At 69.1% G+C, this 14,983-nt stretch carries 13 protein-coding genes and 2 riboswitches; of the genes, 8 read left to right on the forward strand and 5 right to left on the reverse strand.

The genetic code is table 11. The features are described 5' to 3' along the window. Positions 1-29 precede the first annotated feature (29 nt). Together gcvH and gcvT are read right to left on the reverse strand one after the other, a co-directional pair. Positions 30-407: a glycine cleavage system protein GcvH gene (gene gcvH / locus FCI23_RS09780; RefSeq protein WP_136723091.1), complete on the reverse strand. Its 378-nt coding sequence runs from the start codon at positions 405-407 to the stop codon at positions 30-32. Positions 408-455: 48 nt separating this feature from the next. Beyond that, positions 456-1,589 carry a glycine cleavage system aminomethyltransferase GcvT gene (gene gcvT / locus FCI23_RS09785; protein WP_265737735.1) on the reverse strand — a complete coding sequence of 378 codons (1,134 nt, stop codon included), beginning with the start codon at positions 1,587-1,589 and terminating at the stop codon, positions 456-458. Positions 1,590-1,623: 34 nt separating this feature from the next. Then, positions 1,624-1,737: riboswitch (glycine riboswitch) on the reverse strand. Continuing rightward, positions 1,738-1,831: riboswitch (glycine riboswitch) on the reverse strand. Between the two features lie 318 nt (positions 1,832-2,149). Here gcvT and FCI23_RS09790 point away from each other — a divergent pair. After that, a complete protein-coding gene (locus FCI23_RS09790; RefSeq protein WP_211265265.1) occupies positions 2,150-2,425 on the forward strand; it encodes a hypothetical protein in 276 nt (91 codons plus the stop codon). A gap of 11 nt (positions 2,426-2,436) precedes the next feature. Here the strand turns inward: FCI23_RS09790 and FCI23_RS09795 are convergent, their stop codons facing one another. Then, the gene (locus tag FCI23_RS09795; RefSeq protein WP_136723093.1) at positions 2,437-3,276 is read right to left on the reverse strand and encodes a hypothetical protein; all 840 of its coding nucleotides are present in this window, start codon (positions 3,274-3,276) and stop codon (positions 2,437-2,439) included. Positions 3,277-3,461: 185 nt separating this feature from the next. On the opposite strand from FCI23_RS09795, the gene FCI23_RS09800 reads away from it, so the two are divergent. Together FCI23_RS09800 and FCI23_RS09805 are read left to right on the forward strand one after the other, a co-directional pair. Next, positions 3,462-4,229 carry an enhanced serine sensitivity protein SseB gene (locus tag FCI23_RS09800; RefSeq protein WP_136723094.1) on the forward strand — a complete coding sequence of 256 codons (768 nt, stop codon included), beginning with the start codon at positions 3,462-3,464 and terminating at the stop codon, positions 4,227-4,229. A 78-nt stretch (positions 4,230-4,307) separates the two neighbouring features. After that, positions 4,308-5,114 (forward strand): enhanced serine sensitivity protein SseB C-terminal domain-containing protein, encoded by an 807-nt coding sequence (locus FCI23_RS09805; RefSeq protein ID WP_246143610.1) that lies wholly within the window; start codon positions 4,308-4,310, stop codon positions 5,112-5,114. Between the two features lie 111 nt (positions 5,115-5,225). On the opposite strand, the gene FCI23_RS09810 is transcribed toward FCI23_RS09805, so the two are convergent. Continuing rightward, entirely contained in the window at positions 5,226-6,740 is a 1,515-nt protein-coding gene (locus FCI23_RS09810; RefSeq protein ID WP_136723095.1) for a DUF885 family protein, read from the reverse strand. Positions 6,741-7,308: 568 nt separating this feature from the next. On the opposite strand from FCI23_RS09810, the gene FCI23_RS09815 reads away from it, so the two are divergent. The 5 genes from FCI23_RS09815 to FCI23_RS09835 all read left to right on the forward strand — a co-directional run bounded on the left by FCI23_RS09815 (position 7,309) and on the right by FCI23_RS09835 (position 13,515). Further along, positions 7,309-8,307, forward strand: coding sequence for an ABC transporter permease (locus FCI23_RS09815; protein ID WP_136723096.1), 999 nt, complete (start codon positions 7,309-7,311; stop codon positions 8,305-8,307). Positions 8,308-8,415: 108 nt separating this feature from the next. Continuing rightward, on the forward strand, positions 8,416-10,173 hold the full coding sequence (locus tag FCI23_RS09820; RefSeq protein ID WP_246143611.1) for an ABC transporter substrate-binding protein: 1,758 nt from the start codon (positions 8,416-8,418) through the stop codon (positions 10,171-10,173). A gap of 99 nt (positions 10,174-10,272) precedes the next feature. After that, entirely contained in the window at positions 10,273-11,283 is a 1,011-nt protein-coding gene (locus tag FCI23_RS09825; RefSeq protein ID WP_136723098.1) for an ABC transporter permease, read from the forward strand. A gap of 32 nt (positions 11,284-11,315) precedes the next feature. Continuing rightward, positions 11,316-12,383, forward strand: a complete 1,068-nt coding sequence (locus FCI23_RS09830; protein WP_136723270.1) for an ABC transporter ATP-binding protein — start codon at positions 11,316-11,318, stop codon at positions 12,381-12,383. Between the two features lie 64 nt (positions 12,384-12,447). Beyond that, the gene (locus FCI23_RS09835) at positions 12,448-13,515 is read left to right on the forward strand and encodes an ABC transporter ATP-binding protein (protein ID WP_136723271.1); all 1,068 of its coding nucleotides are present in this window, start codon (positions 12,448-12,450) and stop codon (positions 13,513-13,515) included. 145 nt (positions 13,516-13,660) lie between these two features. Here FCI23_RS09835 and FCI23_RS09840 read toward each other — a convergent pair whose 3' ends face one another. After that, positions 13,661-14,884 carry an alpha/beta hydrolase gene (locus FCI23_RS09840; protein ID WP_169316747.1) on the reverse strand — a complete coding sequence of 408 codons (1,224 nt, stop codon included), beginning with the start codon at positions 14,882-14,884 and terminating at the stop codon, positions 13,661-13,663. Between the last annotated feature and the right edge of the window lie 99 nt (positions 14,885-14,983).

Below are 14,983 nucleotides of genomic sequence, written 5' to 3' on the forward strand. Positions count from 1 at the left end.
GAAAGGGCGCTGGGGCGACGGGTGGGCGGTCAGTTGCCGGTGAAGGAGGCGTAATCGTCGGCGGAGAGCAGTTCCTCCGGCTCCCCGCTGATCTTCACCTTGAAGAGCCAGCCGCCCTCGAACGGGGCGGAGTTCACCAGCGCCGGGTCGTCCACGACGTCCTGGTTGATCTCGGTGACCTCGCCGGAGACCGGCGCGTACAGGTCGCTGACCGACTTGGTCGACTCCAGCTCTCCGCAGGCCTCGCCCGCGGTGACGGTGGAGCCGACCTCCGGGAGCTGGACGAAGACGACGTCACCGAGGGCGTCGGCGGCGTGCGAGGTGATGCCCACGGTGGACACTCCGTCTTCAGCGGCGGAGAGCCACTCGTGCTCCTTGCTGTAGCGCAGCTGCTGGGGGTTGCTCATGGCGGAATTCTCCCGGATGTGAGGGGGCGGTCACGAAGGGGGTCGGCGTCAGCGCTTGCGCTGGTAGAAGGGGAGGGCCACTACCGCGTACGGCTCATGGCTGCCGCGGATGTCCACCGCGACGCCCGCCGTACCGGGCTCGGCCTGCGCGGCGTCGACATAGGCCATGGCGATCGGCCTGCCGAGGGTCGGGGACGGGGCCCCGGAGGTGACCTCGCCGATCACGGTGCCGTCCGCCTCGGCGATCACTGGGTAGCCCGCACGGGGGACCCGGCGGCCCTCGGCGACCAGGCCGACCAGCTTGCGCGGAGGGCTGGCCGCCGCCCGCTCGGCGGCTGCGGCCAGCGCCTCGCGGCCGACGAAGTCACCGGGCTTGCCGAGCCTCACGACCCGGCCGAGCCCGGCGTCGTAGGGAGTGGTGGAGGCGGTCAGTTCATGCCCGTACAGCGGCATGCCGGCCTCCAGGCGCAGCGTGTCGCGGCAGCTCAGCCCGCAGGGGACGAGCCCGGCGCCGGCGCCCGCGGCGGTGAGCGCCTGCCAGAGCGGCTCGGCGTGTCCGGGGGCGACGAAGAGCTCGAAACCGTCTTCGCCGGTATAGCCCGTACGGGCGATGAGGGCCGGCGCGCCGGCGACGGTGCCCGGGAGACCGGCGTAGTACTTGAGCCCGTCGAGGTCCGCGTCGGTGAGGGAGGCGAGGATGCCGGGGGACTCCGGTCCCTGGACGGCGATCAGCGCGTACGCGTCGCGGTCGTCGCGCACGGCGGCGTCGAAGCCCTGCGTCCGGACCCTCTCGGTGACGGCGTCCAGGACCACTTGGGCGTTGGAGGCGTTCGCGACGATCATGAAAACAGAGTCGTCGAGCCGGTAGACGATCAGGTCGTCCAGGATTCCGCCGTCCGGGGTACAGATCATGGTGTAGCGGGCCCGGCCGACGGCGAGCGCCGAAAGGTGCCCGACCAGCGCGTAGTCCAGGGCCTCGGGCGCCTGCGGGCCGGTGACGGTGATCTCGCCCATGTGGGAGAGGTCGAAGAGCCCGGCCCCGTTCCGTACGGCGTTGTGCTCGTCGCGCTCGCTGCCGTAGCGCAGCGGCATGTCCCAGCCGGCGAAATCGGTCATGGTCGCGCCGAGGGCGCGGTGCAGCGCGTCGAGTGCGGTATGGCGTGCGGTACTCGGGTTGCTCACGGGTCGGACTCCCATTTCAGGCGTGGCGGAGGCATCCTCCCCATCTGTCATCGGTACCTGAGAGGTTCGCCGTGATCCCGACGGGGATCCGGCTTGCACCGTGGGTGGGGCAGCCCCCGCGTCGGGGCTGCCCGCTTTTCAGATGTGCCTCGCCCGCGCGGTAACTGTGCCTGAGAGATTCAAGGGAGGACTTGCTCCTTCGGCGCCCTGTACGGGGACAGGGGCTCTCCCGCGCGGCCTCGAACGGCCTGTATGAGATTGAGGCGCCCATCATTGCACGGGCTGTGCGCCCTGTCCCGAACTCGTCCCGTACGCGTTCCGATCACGTAGCGCTCCTGAAGAAATCAATGCCTGCGATTTACGATTTCTTTAAGGTCTGCGAGGGGCCGACAGGGGAGGGACGATCACGTGCACCCGCGCAGCGCGCACGCGACGGCCGAAGGCCGAGCCAGCGGGAGGGCACGGCCCGGGTGCGGACGCTGTGTTACCCGCCGGGCGACATCCTGGTTGTCTCGGGGCCACCGGGGGGAGGGAAGAGCTGGCTGCGCCGGGAGCGCCGGATGGCAGGGCTGCTGCCGTACGCCGCGTACCGGCCACTGGTGCGGATCACGCACTACGCGGGGCTGCGGCAGGCGGTGCGCTCGGGTGCGAGCGTCGTCGTGCACGACCGCGGCACCCTGCGTCACGTACGTAACTGGCCGGCCAGGCAGGCGCGGCGGAGTCGGGCGGCCTGCTCGGCGGCCGCGTATCGGCGGTGCTGCTGGACCGCCGAGCGGCCCGGGCGCTCGACGCCATCGCCTTCGATGGGTGAGCGGCCGGGCCGCAACGGTGTGTGATAAGGCAGGGACTACTGGGCCGGCTGGGCCTGAGCGGGAAGCGGCATCGCCATCTCGCTGCTCAGGAGCTTCGGCACCGAGGCGAGCAGCGCCTGCAGGTCGGCGGTGATGTTGCTGATGGCCGCCGAGATCTTCGCGCCGTCAACCGCCGTAACGGCCGTGACGAGGTCATTGACGTCCGCGATCAGTTTGTTCACCTGAGCCTGGATGTCCGCCAGCGGGTCCGAGACCTGGCTCTGGGCCGGAGCCAGTACCAGGGGCGGGGTGCCGGCGTCGGACGGGGTCAGGACCAGGCTCGGGGTCTCGACGGACACCTCGGCCGGGTTCTTGGCAGGGGCTTCGGCCGGGTTCTCGACCGGTACCGCGGCCTGGGGCTTCGCGGGGTTCTGAACGGGGGCGTTGGCCGGGGACTGGGCAGGGGTGTCGATCGGCGCCACGACAGGGGGGTTGGCCGGTGCTTCGACGGGGTTGTCGGCCGGGGTCTTGGCGGGGTTGTCGGCCGGGGTCTTGGCGGGAGCTTCGGCAGGCGGCTGGGCCCCAGCCGTGGTCCTGAGCGCGGCGATCAGCTCGTTGGCCTTCGCCTGCAGACGGGTCTGCTGGTCCTTGAGAGAGTCCACGTTCGGGGACTTGGCCTGGGTGTCCTTGGCCAGCTTCGCCGCCAGGGACAGCGTGTCGCCCAGCTTGGCGACCGCGTCGAGCTGGGTGTTCGCGGCGTCCGGTGCGAAGGCCGCAACGGCCGCTGCCCGGTTCGGGGAGTGAACGGCGGCGAACGCTGGGCCTGCGACGCCGAGGGCGAGCGAGGCGGAGAGTGAGGTGGCGATGGCCGTGGCGGCAATCTTGTTGATGCGCATTTCCGTATTTCTCCAGAAAGGTTGTCGGATGATGACCTTCCTGACCCACCTTTGAAGAGGGTGTGACTCATCGCAACTTGACAGTCGCTCACCGTGTCCGTCTCCGGATGTCCCGCCCACACCCGGTCCCGTCGCCGGGATAGGCTTTCCCCACAGGTAGCGGGCAGATCAGCGGGTGGGTGGACATGGAGATTCCGGGTCAGCGCATACCGGACGGGCTCGCCCAGCAGGGCTACGGCGGCTGGCCGGTCAACGAGCTCGAAGAGGTGCTGTCCGCAGCCATGGGCGACCCCGGCGCCACCGCCCGGGTCATGGAAGTGCTCGCCCGCTCCCACGTCTGGGTTCCGCTGCCGCAGGGCGGCACCCCGGAGAGCCGTGACCTGGACCTGCCGACCATCGAGCTCGACGGTACGGTCTACGTCCCGGTCTTCAGCTCCGAGCAGCAGTTCCTACGGGCGGCCAACGGCATGTCCTTCACCGTCGCCCCGGTCCGCGAATTCGCCCGCGGCCTGCCGCCGCAGATCGGCATAGTCATCAATCCCGGTGGTGCGGTCGGCATCCCGCTGCCGCCCGCCGCCGTCCTCGAACTCTGCCGGGCCAGCCCCGACAGCGGCTCGATGGGCGCCAGGGTCCGGCTCTGGGAGCCCCCGCCGGACGAGGAGCCGATCGAATTCCTCGCCACGGCCGCCGGGGAATTCGCGATCACCCCGGTCGTGCTGAGCGCCCGCCGCGCCCTCGCCAGCACCGAGGGCGCACCGGCGGTGCTCTTCGTCGGCGTCGAGTTGGACCGCTGGCAGGAGGAGGACCGCACCGAGGCGATGACCGCGCTCGGCCGCGCGCTCGGCGCCGTACCGCTGCCATGGGCGGTCAATCTCGTCCTGCTCGACATCGCACAGGACCCGGTCGGTGACTGGATGCTGGAGCGGGTGCGACCCTTCTACGTAAGGGACTGACTCGCACGGGACTGAAGGGCTGGAACCTGGTTTGATGACCCCAAGCAGGGGTTCGAACAAGAGAAGGGGCGGGTCCACGTGAGCGCGGGCGCGGCAGGGGGCGGGCTGGAGCAGGCGCTCCGGCAAGTGGCGCCCGGGAGATTCGACGCCTACGAGAACCTCTTGCGGGCCCTCGCCGACGGCCAGGTCTGGATGCTGCTCTGGCTCGGGGCGGCAGGCTCCCCCGAAGCCCAGTACGGCAACATGGAAGTCGGCGGCTACGGCTACGCCCCCTGCGTCACCTCCCCCCAGGAACTCGCCGCCTCCGGCTGGTCGCGCGCCCATGAGCTCATCTCCGGGCTGGAGATCGCCGCCTCCCTCTTCCCCGACCGCTGGGGCCTGTGGCTCAACCCGCATGCCCCCGGCGGCGGCGTGGGCATCCCCTGGCTCGACCTCCGCCGGATCGCGGCCGGCCTCGACCGCCTCCCCGCCGGGCCGCTCGCGCTCAGCGATCCCGCGGTGCCGCTTCCGCAGTACTACGCGCTTCTGTCCCAACACGCCCACCGCACGCCTGCCGTTCGCGCCCTCCGGCGCGCCTGGGTCCAGCCGGCTCTTGGCGAGCCGTACCTCGCGATCGGGCTCGACATGTACGACGCCTCGCCGGGGGCCGTCGAATCCGTGCGCGCCATGATGCAGCAGTCCGTCGCGGCGCTGCCGGCCGGCCTTCCCGTTTCCACGGTCGCCATGGCCGACGAATACGACCCCGTCGCCATGTGGATGCGCGTCCACGCGCTCCCCTTCTACGACCGCGACGCCCATGCTGCCGCCGCTTCCCCCGTTCCGGCTCCCGCCCCCGCTCCCGGTGCCGGCGCCTGGGGCTGGGGGCCGCCCGCCCGCCGGCGCTGACCGGGCGGGGGGGCGGGGGCCGCCGGGGTGGCCGTTGGGGCGCAGCCGCGTAAGCCCCCGCAGAAGGACCAGGGTTGTGGCCGGTTTGCCGCCGGGCTCAGCCGGGCCGGGTCACCGCAGGGCGGAGCCGATGAGGCCCAGCGGCGGGCTGCCCAGCGCGAGCAAGGAGGCGTGGAAGCGCTGCAGAGTGAAGTCGGCGCCCCAGGCGTGGCGGGCGCGGTCGCGGAGGCGCATGATTTCGAGCTTGCCCCAGGTGTAGCGGCCGTAGGCGGCGTCGAAGGTGCCACGGCGGGCCTCGGAGGCGGCACTGGCGTGGGCGAGGTGGGCGTCCCGCATGAAGAGGTGGGTGGCGTCGTCCAGCGTCAGAGCGCCCGTATGGAGGCCGATGGCGCAGGACAGCCGGGTCACGCGGACCAGCGCCTCCAGCGCCACCCCGATCGCGAAGCGGGGGTCGCGGGCGCGGAAACCCTCCTCCAGGCAGACCTCTTCGACGTAGTGGGCCCAGCCTTCGCAGAATGACAGGGAGTGCAGCACCCGCCGCACCCGCCCGCGGGCGTGCCGCAACGCCCGCCCGTGGGCGAAGTGCCCGGGCGCGACCTCGTGGACGGTGATGGCGGGGAGGCTGGTGCGGCTGAAGACGGAGAGCCACTCCTCGCGTTCGTCGGCCGGCCAGTCCGGCTCGGGCGGGGTGACGTGGTACCAGGAGGCGGCGTCCGGCTCCTGGGGGGCGGCCCAGGTCATCATGGCCATGGACCAGCGGCGGGACGGCGGGGCAGGACCGACGAGGCAGTCACCGTCCAAGTACGGCACGAGGCCTTTGGCGCGGGTGAATTCGATGACTTCCTCAGTGAGGCGGGCCGCCTCGGGGATGACGCCGTCGGCGTCGGGGTGGTCGGCGAGGAGCTCGGGAATGAGCTCGTCAAGGTCCCTTGAGGGGTCGAGCGCCCGGCAGGATTCGGTGAGCAGGGCGGTGAGCCGGTCGCGTTCGCGTCCGGCCTCGTCGGCGAGGTCGGAGAGGTCGGCGCGGATGCCTTCCTGGCTGCCCATGAGGGCGGCCAGCGCCTCACCGCCGAGCCGCGGGTCCGGGTCGCCGGTCTCGGCGGCGCGGGCGATGTGGGCGACGAGCCGTCCGTGCGCGGCGAGGGCCGGTCCGGCGGCGGGTTCGCGGTCCGGGCGGAGATCCGCGGCGAGCCCCCGTACGGCACCGAGCAGGGCACCGGCGACGGGCGCGCTGACCTGGTCGAGGGAGGCGATCGCGGCGTCCACGGCGTCCGGCCACTGCTCCAGATGACGGCGGCGGGCCTCGGCGCGCTGCTCGCGCGGGGCATACTCGCGGTCGTACGCGGTCAGTTCGAGGTTCGACAGGTGCAGATAGGGATCGCGGCGGTGCAGCTCCAGCTCACCGTACTGGACTTTGAGGGTGTCCTCGAACACGGACAGGTGGGACTCGTCGTGGGCGTCCGGCAGCGCCGGGCCGCCTCGCCGGGCGTGGGCCACCGCGGCCAGCCCCCGGCGGACTCCGTCCGGCGAGAGGTCCTGTGCCTGACCGTCGTATTCATGCAGTCCGGCCATTTCCCGGACCACGGGGACCATGAGGTCGCACACCGCGCGCAGCCGATCGTTCATGGTCCGACGGTAGGCGACGAGGCGCGGAAAAGAAGAGGCACGGCGCTGCCCTTCAGCGTACCGGTCACGCCGATCTGTCCGTCGTCGCAGTCCGCTTTGGTTACCCACAGTGTGATTTGGAACTTCCGGTACAGCGTTTTGGGCCGGATTTACCCGTAGTGATGGCAAGGTGCCAGGAGCGTGCCGGAGGAGCTGGTTCTCTCGGCCACCGTCCACCGGTGGCGTGAGGACATCACGGACAGTGTCCCGGATGTGCGTCGCGCAGGGCTGAGCCGGGGCCCGCTGGGCGTGTTCGCCTGGGCCTTGTCAACGCGCGTAACGCAGCGGAAATAACGGACGGTGATTCACCAGATCACAGTTGCGCAACCTTTGTCCGGGGGTACTGGTGTGCGCTCGCAGGGTCAATAGAGACTCACGCTTCAAGGGCTCTCCGCCCGCAGGTAGGACGTGGTCGTCCGGCTCACCGGTCCCGCACCACCTGTACCAATAGTTACGATTGATGTGAGTGAGCCGCTACAGCGGCGGGGCGTGCGCCGGTTACCCACTGGCGAGAGGGGTCAGCAACACCATGACCGCACCGATCGAGACGACCTCATCGGCTGCCGAAGCGCAGCCGGAGGCCGTCCTCAGCGGGCTGAAGAAGAGCCAGATCGAGGGCCGGTCCCTTGGCCAGATCGCCTGGTTGCGCTTCAAGCGCGACAAGGTCGCCGTAGCAGGCGGCATCGTTGTGCTGCTCCTCATCCTGCTGGCCGTGCTGGCCAAGCCGATAGAGGCGGTCTTCGGTCTTGATCCGAACGCGTTTAACCAGGGTCTGGTGGACCCCAATCTCCTCGCGCCCAAGGGCAGTTTCGGCGGCATGAGCTGGAGCCATCCGCTGGGTGTGGAGCCGCAGTTCGGCCGTGACATCCTCGCCCGGATCATCGAGGGGTCCTGGGTCTCGCTAGTCGTAGCGACCGGGGCCACCCTGCTGTCGAACGTGATGGGCACCGTCCTCGGTGTCATCGCGGGCTACTACGGTGGCTGGGTGGACACGGTGATCAGCAGGCTGATGGACACCTTCCTGGCCTTCCCGCTGCTGCTCTTCGCCATCTCGATCGCGGCGTCGCTGCAGGGCGGCGCCTTCGGCCTGCACGGCCTGCCGCTGCACATCGCAGTCCTGATCTTCGTGATCGGCTTCTTCAACTGGCCGTATATGGGACGAATCATCCGTGGCCAGGCGCTGTCCCTGCGCGAGCGGGAGTTCGTGGACGCGGCCCGGAGTCTGGGCGCGCGCGGCCCGTACGTCCTGTTCAAGGAACTGCTGCCCAATCTGTACGCGCCGATCATCGTGTACTCGACGCTGCTGATCCCCACCAACATCCTCTTTGAGGCGGGCCTCAGCTTCCTCGGCGTCGGCATCCAGCCGCCGCAGGCATCGTGGGGCGGCATGCTCAATACGGCGGTGTCCTTCTACCAGATCGACCCTGAGTTCATGATCGTGCCCGGTCTCGCGATCTTCGTCACGGTCCTGGCCTTCAACCTGCTGGGCGACGGGCTCCGAGACGCCCTTGACCCACGCAGCAAGTAAGCACGCCGGCGTCGAAGTTTCCGGCTGTTCACGGACCGCGGTTTTTGACCTGTGCCCGCGGCACAACAACCCGAATGAATGAGGGGGCGTTACCTCCAGATGAAGCGTATGAGAGCGACAGTCCTGACTGCGGCGGCCACGGCCGTGGCGCTCAGCGTCGGCATCTCCGGCTGCAGCAGCTCCAGCTCCAAGGGGGGCGGCGGCAGCTCGAAGAGCAACGCGAGTTACAACGCGGCGAACACCTCGGTTGTGAACGCCTCGTCCAAGACGGGCGGAACGGTGACCTATGAGGACTCCGACGTTCCGGACTCACTGGACCCAGGCAACACGTACTACGCCTTCGTGCAGGACTTCTCCCGCCTCTACGGCCGGTCGCTGACCACCTTCAAGCCGGCACCGGGCAAGGACGGCCTGACCCTCGTACCGGACCTTGCGGCGTCGCTCGGTAAGCCCAGCGCCGACGGCAAGACCTGGACCTATACCCTCCGCAAGGGCGTGAAGTTCAGCGACGGCACCACCATCACCTCCAAGGACGTCAAGTACGCCATCGAGCGAAGCAACTTTGCTCCGGAGGCCCTCTCCAACGGCCCCACGTACTTCAAGGCGCTGCTTGTCGGCGGTGACACCTACAAGGGCCCGTACAAGGACAAGTCCGCCACCGGCCTGAAGTCCATCGAGACGCCGAACGACAGCACTATCGTCTTCCACCTGAAGCAGGCGTTCGCGGACTTCGACTACCTGACGAGCTTCTCGCAGACCATGCCGGTCCCGCAGGCCAAGGACAAGGGCGCGGACTACGTCAAGAACATGGTCAGCAGCGGGCCGTACAAGTTCCAGTCGTACCAGGACGGCAAGCAGGCCGTCCTGGTGAAGAACCCCTACTGGAGCAGTAGCACCGACCCGATCCGCAAGCAGTACGCGGACAAGATCATCGTCAACTTCAAGGTCTCGCAGACGACGATCGACAACAACCTGATCGCGGGTAACACCACGCTGGACATCGCCGGCGCGGGCGTCGCCCCGGCCACCCAGCCGCAGTTGCTGACCAAGCCGAGCCTGCACAAGAACGCGGACGACGCGATCTCCGGTGCGCTGGCCTACACCGCGATCAACACCAAGGTCGCCCCGTTCAACAACATCGACTGCCGCAAGGCCGTCGAATACGCGATCGACAAGACCTCGGTCCAGACCGCGATCGGCGGCCCGGTCCGCGGTGACATCGCGCACACTGTCCTGCCGCCCAGCGTCGCCGGATACACGAACTACGCCGACCTGTACCCGTCCACGGGCAACGCCGGCAACGTGACCCAGGCGAAGGCGGAACTGGCCAAGTGCGGCCAGCCCAATGGCTTCAGCACCAACATCTCCGCCCGTTCCGACCGTCCGGCGGAGATCGCCGCCGCGACGGCCATCCAGGCGGCGCTGAAGAAGGTCGGCATCACCGTGGCGATCCAGCAGTACCCGTCCGGCAAGTACTTCTCGGACAACGCCGGCTCCACCGACTTCGTGCACCAGCACAAGCTGGGCCTGATGATGATGGCGTGGGCCGCCGACTGGCCGACTGGCTACGGCTTCCTGCAGCAGATCGTCGACGGCGGCGCGATCAAGGCGTCCGGTAACTCCAACCTCTCCGAGCTCAACGATCCCAAGGTCAACTCGGCGCTGTCCGCCGCGATCTCGAACACCGACAGCGCTTCCCGTCTCGCGGCGTGGGGCACCATCGACAAGCAGGTCATGTCGGACGCGGTCATCGTGCCGCTGGTCTACCGCAAGGACCTGCTGTACCGCCCTGACAACGCCACCAATGTGATGGTCACCCCGGCGTACGGCATGTACGACTACCTGCTCGTCGGCTCCACCAAGTAAGAACGGCGACTGCCGAAATCCCTGGAAGGCAGGTGAAGGCATCAGTGTCCGCCGGTCCCGGAAGAACTCCGGGCCGGCGGACACCGGGGCCGCAGAACTGTGGTTGCGTACATCATCCGGCGGCTGCTCGCCGCGGTGGTGCTGCTGCTGGTCGTCAGCGCGGTCACCTTCGCGATCTTCTTCCTCGTGCCGCGTATCGCGGGGGAGAGCACCACCCAGCTCGCCATGCAGTATGTGGGCCGTAACCCGAGCCCCGACGCGGTCGCGGCCGTGAAGAAGAACCTGGGCTTCGACCTGCCGATCTACACGCAGTACTGGCACTTCATCAAGGGGCTGGTAGCCGGGGCGACCTACAAGTTCGGGCCGGACGCCTCCGTCTGCCATGTCCCGTGCTTCGGCTACTCCTTCAAGGACCATGTCGAGGTCTGGCCGGACATCACCTCCAGGGTGCCGGTGACCATATCCTTGGCCATCGGTGCTGCCGTGATCTGGCTGATCACCGGTGTCGCCACGGGCGTGCTCTCGGCCCTCAAGCCGGGCTCGGTCTTCGACCGCCTCGCCATGGGCGTGGCCCTGGCCGGCGTCTCCCTCCCGATCTTTTTCACCGGCCTGATCTCGCTGGCCCTGTTCAGCTACCGATGGCCGATCTGGCCGAACCTTCAGTACATTCCGTTCACCCAGAACCCGGCCCAGTGGGCGTGGAACCTGGTCCTGCCCTGGCTCTCCCTGGCCTTCCTCTACTCCGCGCTCTACGCCCGGCTCACCCGGGCTGGGATGCTGGAGACCATGAGCGAGGACTACATCCGGACGGCCCGGGCCAAGGGCCTCACGGAGCGCGCCGTTGTCGCCAAGCACGGACTGCGCGCCGCGCTCACGCCGATCGTCACTATCTTCGGCATGGACTTCGGCCTGCTGCTCGGTGGCGCTCTCATCACCGAGCAGGTCTTCTCGCTGCACGGCGTCGGCAACTATGCCGTGCAGGCGATCCAGGACAACGACCTGCCGAAGGTGCTCGGCGTCACCATGATCGCGGCTTTCTTCATCGTGATCTGCAATCTCCTGGTGGACCTCCTGTACGCCGCCATCGACCCCAGGGTGAGGTACTCGTGAGCACGGCTGAGAACACACCCGAGGGTGCGGCGGTGTCCGCCCCGGCCGCCGAACCTGTGCCCACCACCGGGCCCGACGCGGAGGAGGCCTTTCTCGCGGTACGCGACCTGAAGATCTCCTTCGATACGGACGACGGCCTGGTCAAGTCCGTCGACGGGCTCAGCTTTGAGCTCCGGCGGGGCCGCACCCTCGGCATTGTCGGCGAATCCGGCTCCGGCAAGTCCGTCACCTCGCTCGGGATCATGGGTCTGCACCGCTCCGCACGGGCGAAGGTGTCCGGCGAGATCTGGCTGGACGGCGAGGAGCTGATCGGCGCCGACCCCGACCACGTACGGCGGCTGCGCGGCCGGAAGATGGCGATGATCTTCCAGGACCCGCTTTCGGCGATGCACCCCTACTACACGGTGGGCGCGCAGATCGTCGAGGCCTACCGGGTGCACCACAAGGTGAGCAAGAAGGACGCTCACAACCGCGCGGTCGAAATGCTGGACCGGGTGGGCATCCCGGAGCCGGCCAAGCGGTTCGCCGACTACCCGCACCAGTTCTCCGGCGGTATGCGGCAACGCGCCATGATCGCGATGTCGCTGGTCAACAACCCCGAGCTGCTGATCGCCGACGAGCCGACCACCGCTCTCGACGTGACCGTACAGGCGCAGATCCTGGATCTGATCCGGGACCTGCAGAAGGAGTTCGGCTCGGCGGTCATCATGATCACCCACGACCTGGGCGTGGTGGCCGAACTCGCCGACGACCTGCTGGTGATGTATGCGGGCCGTTGCATCGAACGGGGTTCGGCCGAGAAGGTCTTCACCGAGCCCCAGCACCCCTACACCTGGGGCCTGCTGGGCTCGATGCCACGTATGGACCGTGAGCGGACCGACCGGCTCATCCCCGTCAAGGGTTCGCCGCCCAGCCTGATCAACGTGCCCTCCGGCTGCGCGTTCCACCCGCGCTGCCCCTACGCCGAGCTGACCGGCGGATCCAGCCAGTCGGTCGTCCCGGAACTGCGTGAGGTCGGCAGCGGGCACTTCGCGGCCTGCCACCTGGGCGAGGCGGACCGGGAACGGATCTGGACCGAAGAGATTGCGCCCAAGCTGTGATCGCGGCCGAGCGCGCCGGCTTCATGGCCGGGAAGACCTCATGAAAGAGACACGAGGCGGAGAGATGACCACCATGCCGGAGCAGTCGACCGCGGAACCGGTCGCGCCGGACGCGGAACCGCTGCTGAAAGTCAGCGGTCTGGTGAAGCACTTCCCGATCGCCAAGGGCCTGCTCCGCCGCCAGGTCGGCGCGGTCAAGGCGGTCGACGGCATCGACTTCGAGGTGCTGCCCGGCGAGACGCTCGGCGTGGTGGGTGAGTCCGGCTGCGGCAAGTCCACCATGGGCCGGCTGGTCACCCGGCTGCTCGAGCCGACCGGCGGGAAGATCGAGTTCGAGGGACGGGACATAACCCACCTCAGCACCGGGGCGATGCGGCCGATGCGGCGCGACGTACAGATGATCTTCCAGGATCCGTACTCCTCGCTGAACCCGCGGCACACGATCGGCACGATCGTCGGCGCCCCGTTCCGGCTGCAGAAGGTGCAGACGGAGAACGGTGTGAAGAGGGAGGTCCAGGACCTCCTGGCGCTGGTCGGCCTCAACCCCGAGCACTACAACCGCTATCCGCACGAGTTCTCCGGCGGCCAGCGCCAGCGCATCGGCATAGCCCGGGCGCTCGCGCTCAAGCCGAAGCTGGTCGTCGCGGACGAGCCGGTCTCCGCGCTGGACGTGTCGATCCAGGCCCAGGTGGTCAACCTGCTGGACGACCTGCAGAGCGAGCTGGGCCTGACGTATGTGATCATCGCGCATGACCTGTCGGTCATCCGGCATGTCTCGGACCGGATCGCGGTGATGTACCTCGGCAAGATCGTGGAGATCGCGGACCGCGAGTCGCTCTACACCAAGCCGATGCACCCCTACACCAACGCTCTGCTGTCGGCCGTGCCGGTGCCGGACCCGAAACGCCGCGGCCGGCGCGAGCGGATCCTGCTGACCGGCGACGTGCCGTCGCCGATCAACCCGCCATCGGGATGCCGGTTCCATACGCGCTGCTGGAAGGCGACCGAAGTGTGCAAGGTCACCGAGCCGCCGCTGGTGGCGCTGGCGACAGGGCATCAGGTGGCTTGCCACCACCCGGAGAACGTTTCCGACAGTAACGGTGCGAACCAGTCAGTCGCCGAAAAATCCTGAGCACGACAGGACGGGAGAGTGCGGAGTCGTCGGCGTGGGACTGCTCACGCGTAGGGAAGTCTCGTGCCACTCTCCCGTCCGACCCGTTCGGCGACCCGGTTCCTGGCACTCGCCACTGCCGCCGCCTCCGTCTGTTGCGCGCCCGCTAAGAGCCGTGCACCCGGCGGAGGAAGCCAAGGGCGACGTGACGGCTGATCTGGGCGCCGATACTGCCGTATGCCTGGTCGAAGTCGTGGTCGCTGTGGGGCAGGACGACCAGGCGGTTGTTGACATCAGCCGCGTCAAGGCGGTCGTGCAGCGCGCGGACCCGGTCGGTGCCGACGATGTGGTCGTCGGAGCCGACGAACAGCAGGGTGGGCATCAGCCCGCGCCGGACCTGGTCGATCGGGGAGACGGCCCGGTATCGGTCGGGGTACTGGGCAGGACTGCCGCCGAGGGACTGCCGGGCGGTCCGGCGGTTGAAGAGCACATCGCGGTTCCAGGCGCTGGCGAGGTCGGCCACGGGGTAGAAGCCGATGACCGCGGCCGGCGGGGCGGGAGCCGCGCCGCAGCTGGAGGTCATGGTGTGCGCGGAGAGGCGATACGCGACGGTGAGCGCGAGGGCCGCGCCCGCGGACTCCCCGGCCAGAGCGATGCCGCCGGGGGTGATGTGGTAGTCGGCGGCATGTGAGCGCACCCACTCCAAGGCGCAGGCGAGGTCCTGGGGCTCCTCGTCCCAGGTCGGGGTACCGGTGTCGCGGGGCATGCGGTATTCCACGGAGAAGACCGGATAGCCCCGTTCGGCCAGCCAGCGTGCGGTGCCTTTGCGATCGGCGCGGTCGCCGGAGGTGAAACCGCCCCCATGGGCCCACACCACCGCCGGGCGAGCGGCGGGCGAGCTTACGGCGGGCAGATAGATGTCCATGAGCAGGTTGTGGCCGGCCACCCGGGCGTAGCGGACGGTGGCATCGGGCCGGACCCCGGGTTGTTCGAGCTGGGCCAGCACCTGGGCCCAGGAGATCGGCGCGCCCAGCCGGTGGGCGAGAACCAGGCACTCGCCCACCACGACCAGCGAACCCGCCGCCGCGAGGGCGGCCAGCACGGTGAGCGCGCGGCCCGTGCGGCGCGGGCCGAGCCGCCAGGCGACCGCCGTGAGCGCCGTGGCCACAAGGGCGCCCAGCGCGATGTACACCTGGTACTGGCCCATCACGAATGTGCCCGCCAGACCCAGTACGGGCAGTCCCGGCAGCCAGGCGCCCAGCGCCACGATGGCGGTCAAGGCGGTGAGCACTGTCGCCGCGGCAGCGACCAGACCCCGCCCCCGCCGGGGCCGCCGGGCCCGCGCCGTGCGGGTGGCCCGCGGGTTCACGGCACGGTCATCCGTGATCATGTGTGCTGCTCCAGGCTTCATCCCCACCGTCGTACACGTGCGCAGGGGAGCCCGCTCAGAATCGGGCAGAATTACCGCGTGTCCACCGATTTGTTCAGC

The organism is Actinacidiphila oryziradicis, from assembly GCF_005047355.1.
Lineage (GTDB): Bacteria > Actinomycetota > Actinomycetes > Streptomycetales > Streptomycetaceae > Actinacidiphila > Actinacidiphila oryziradicis.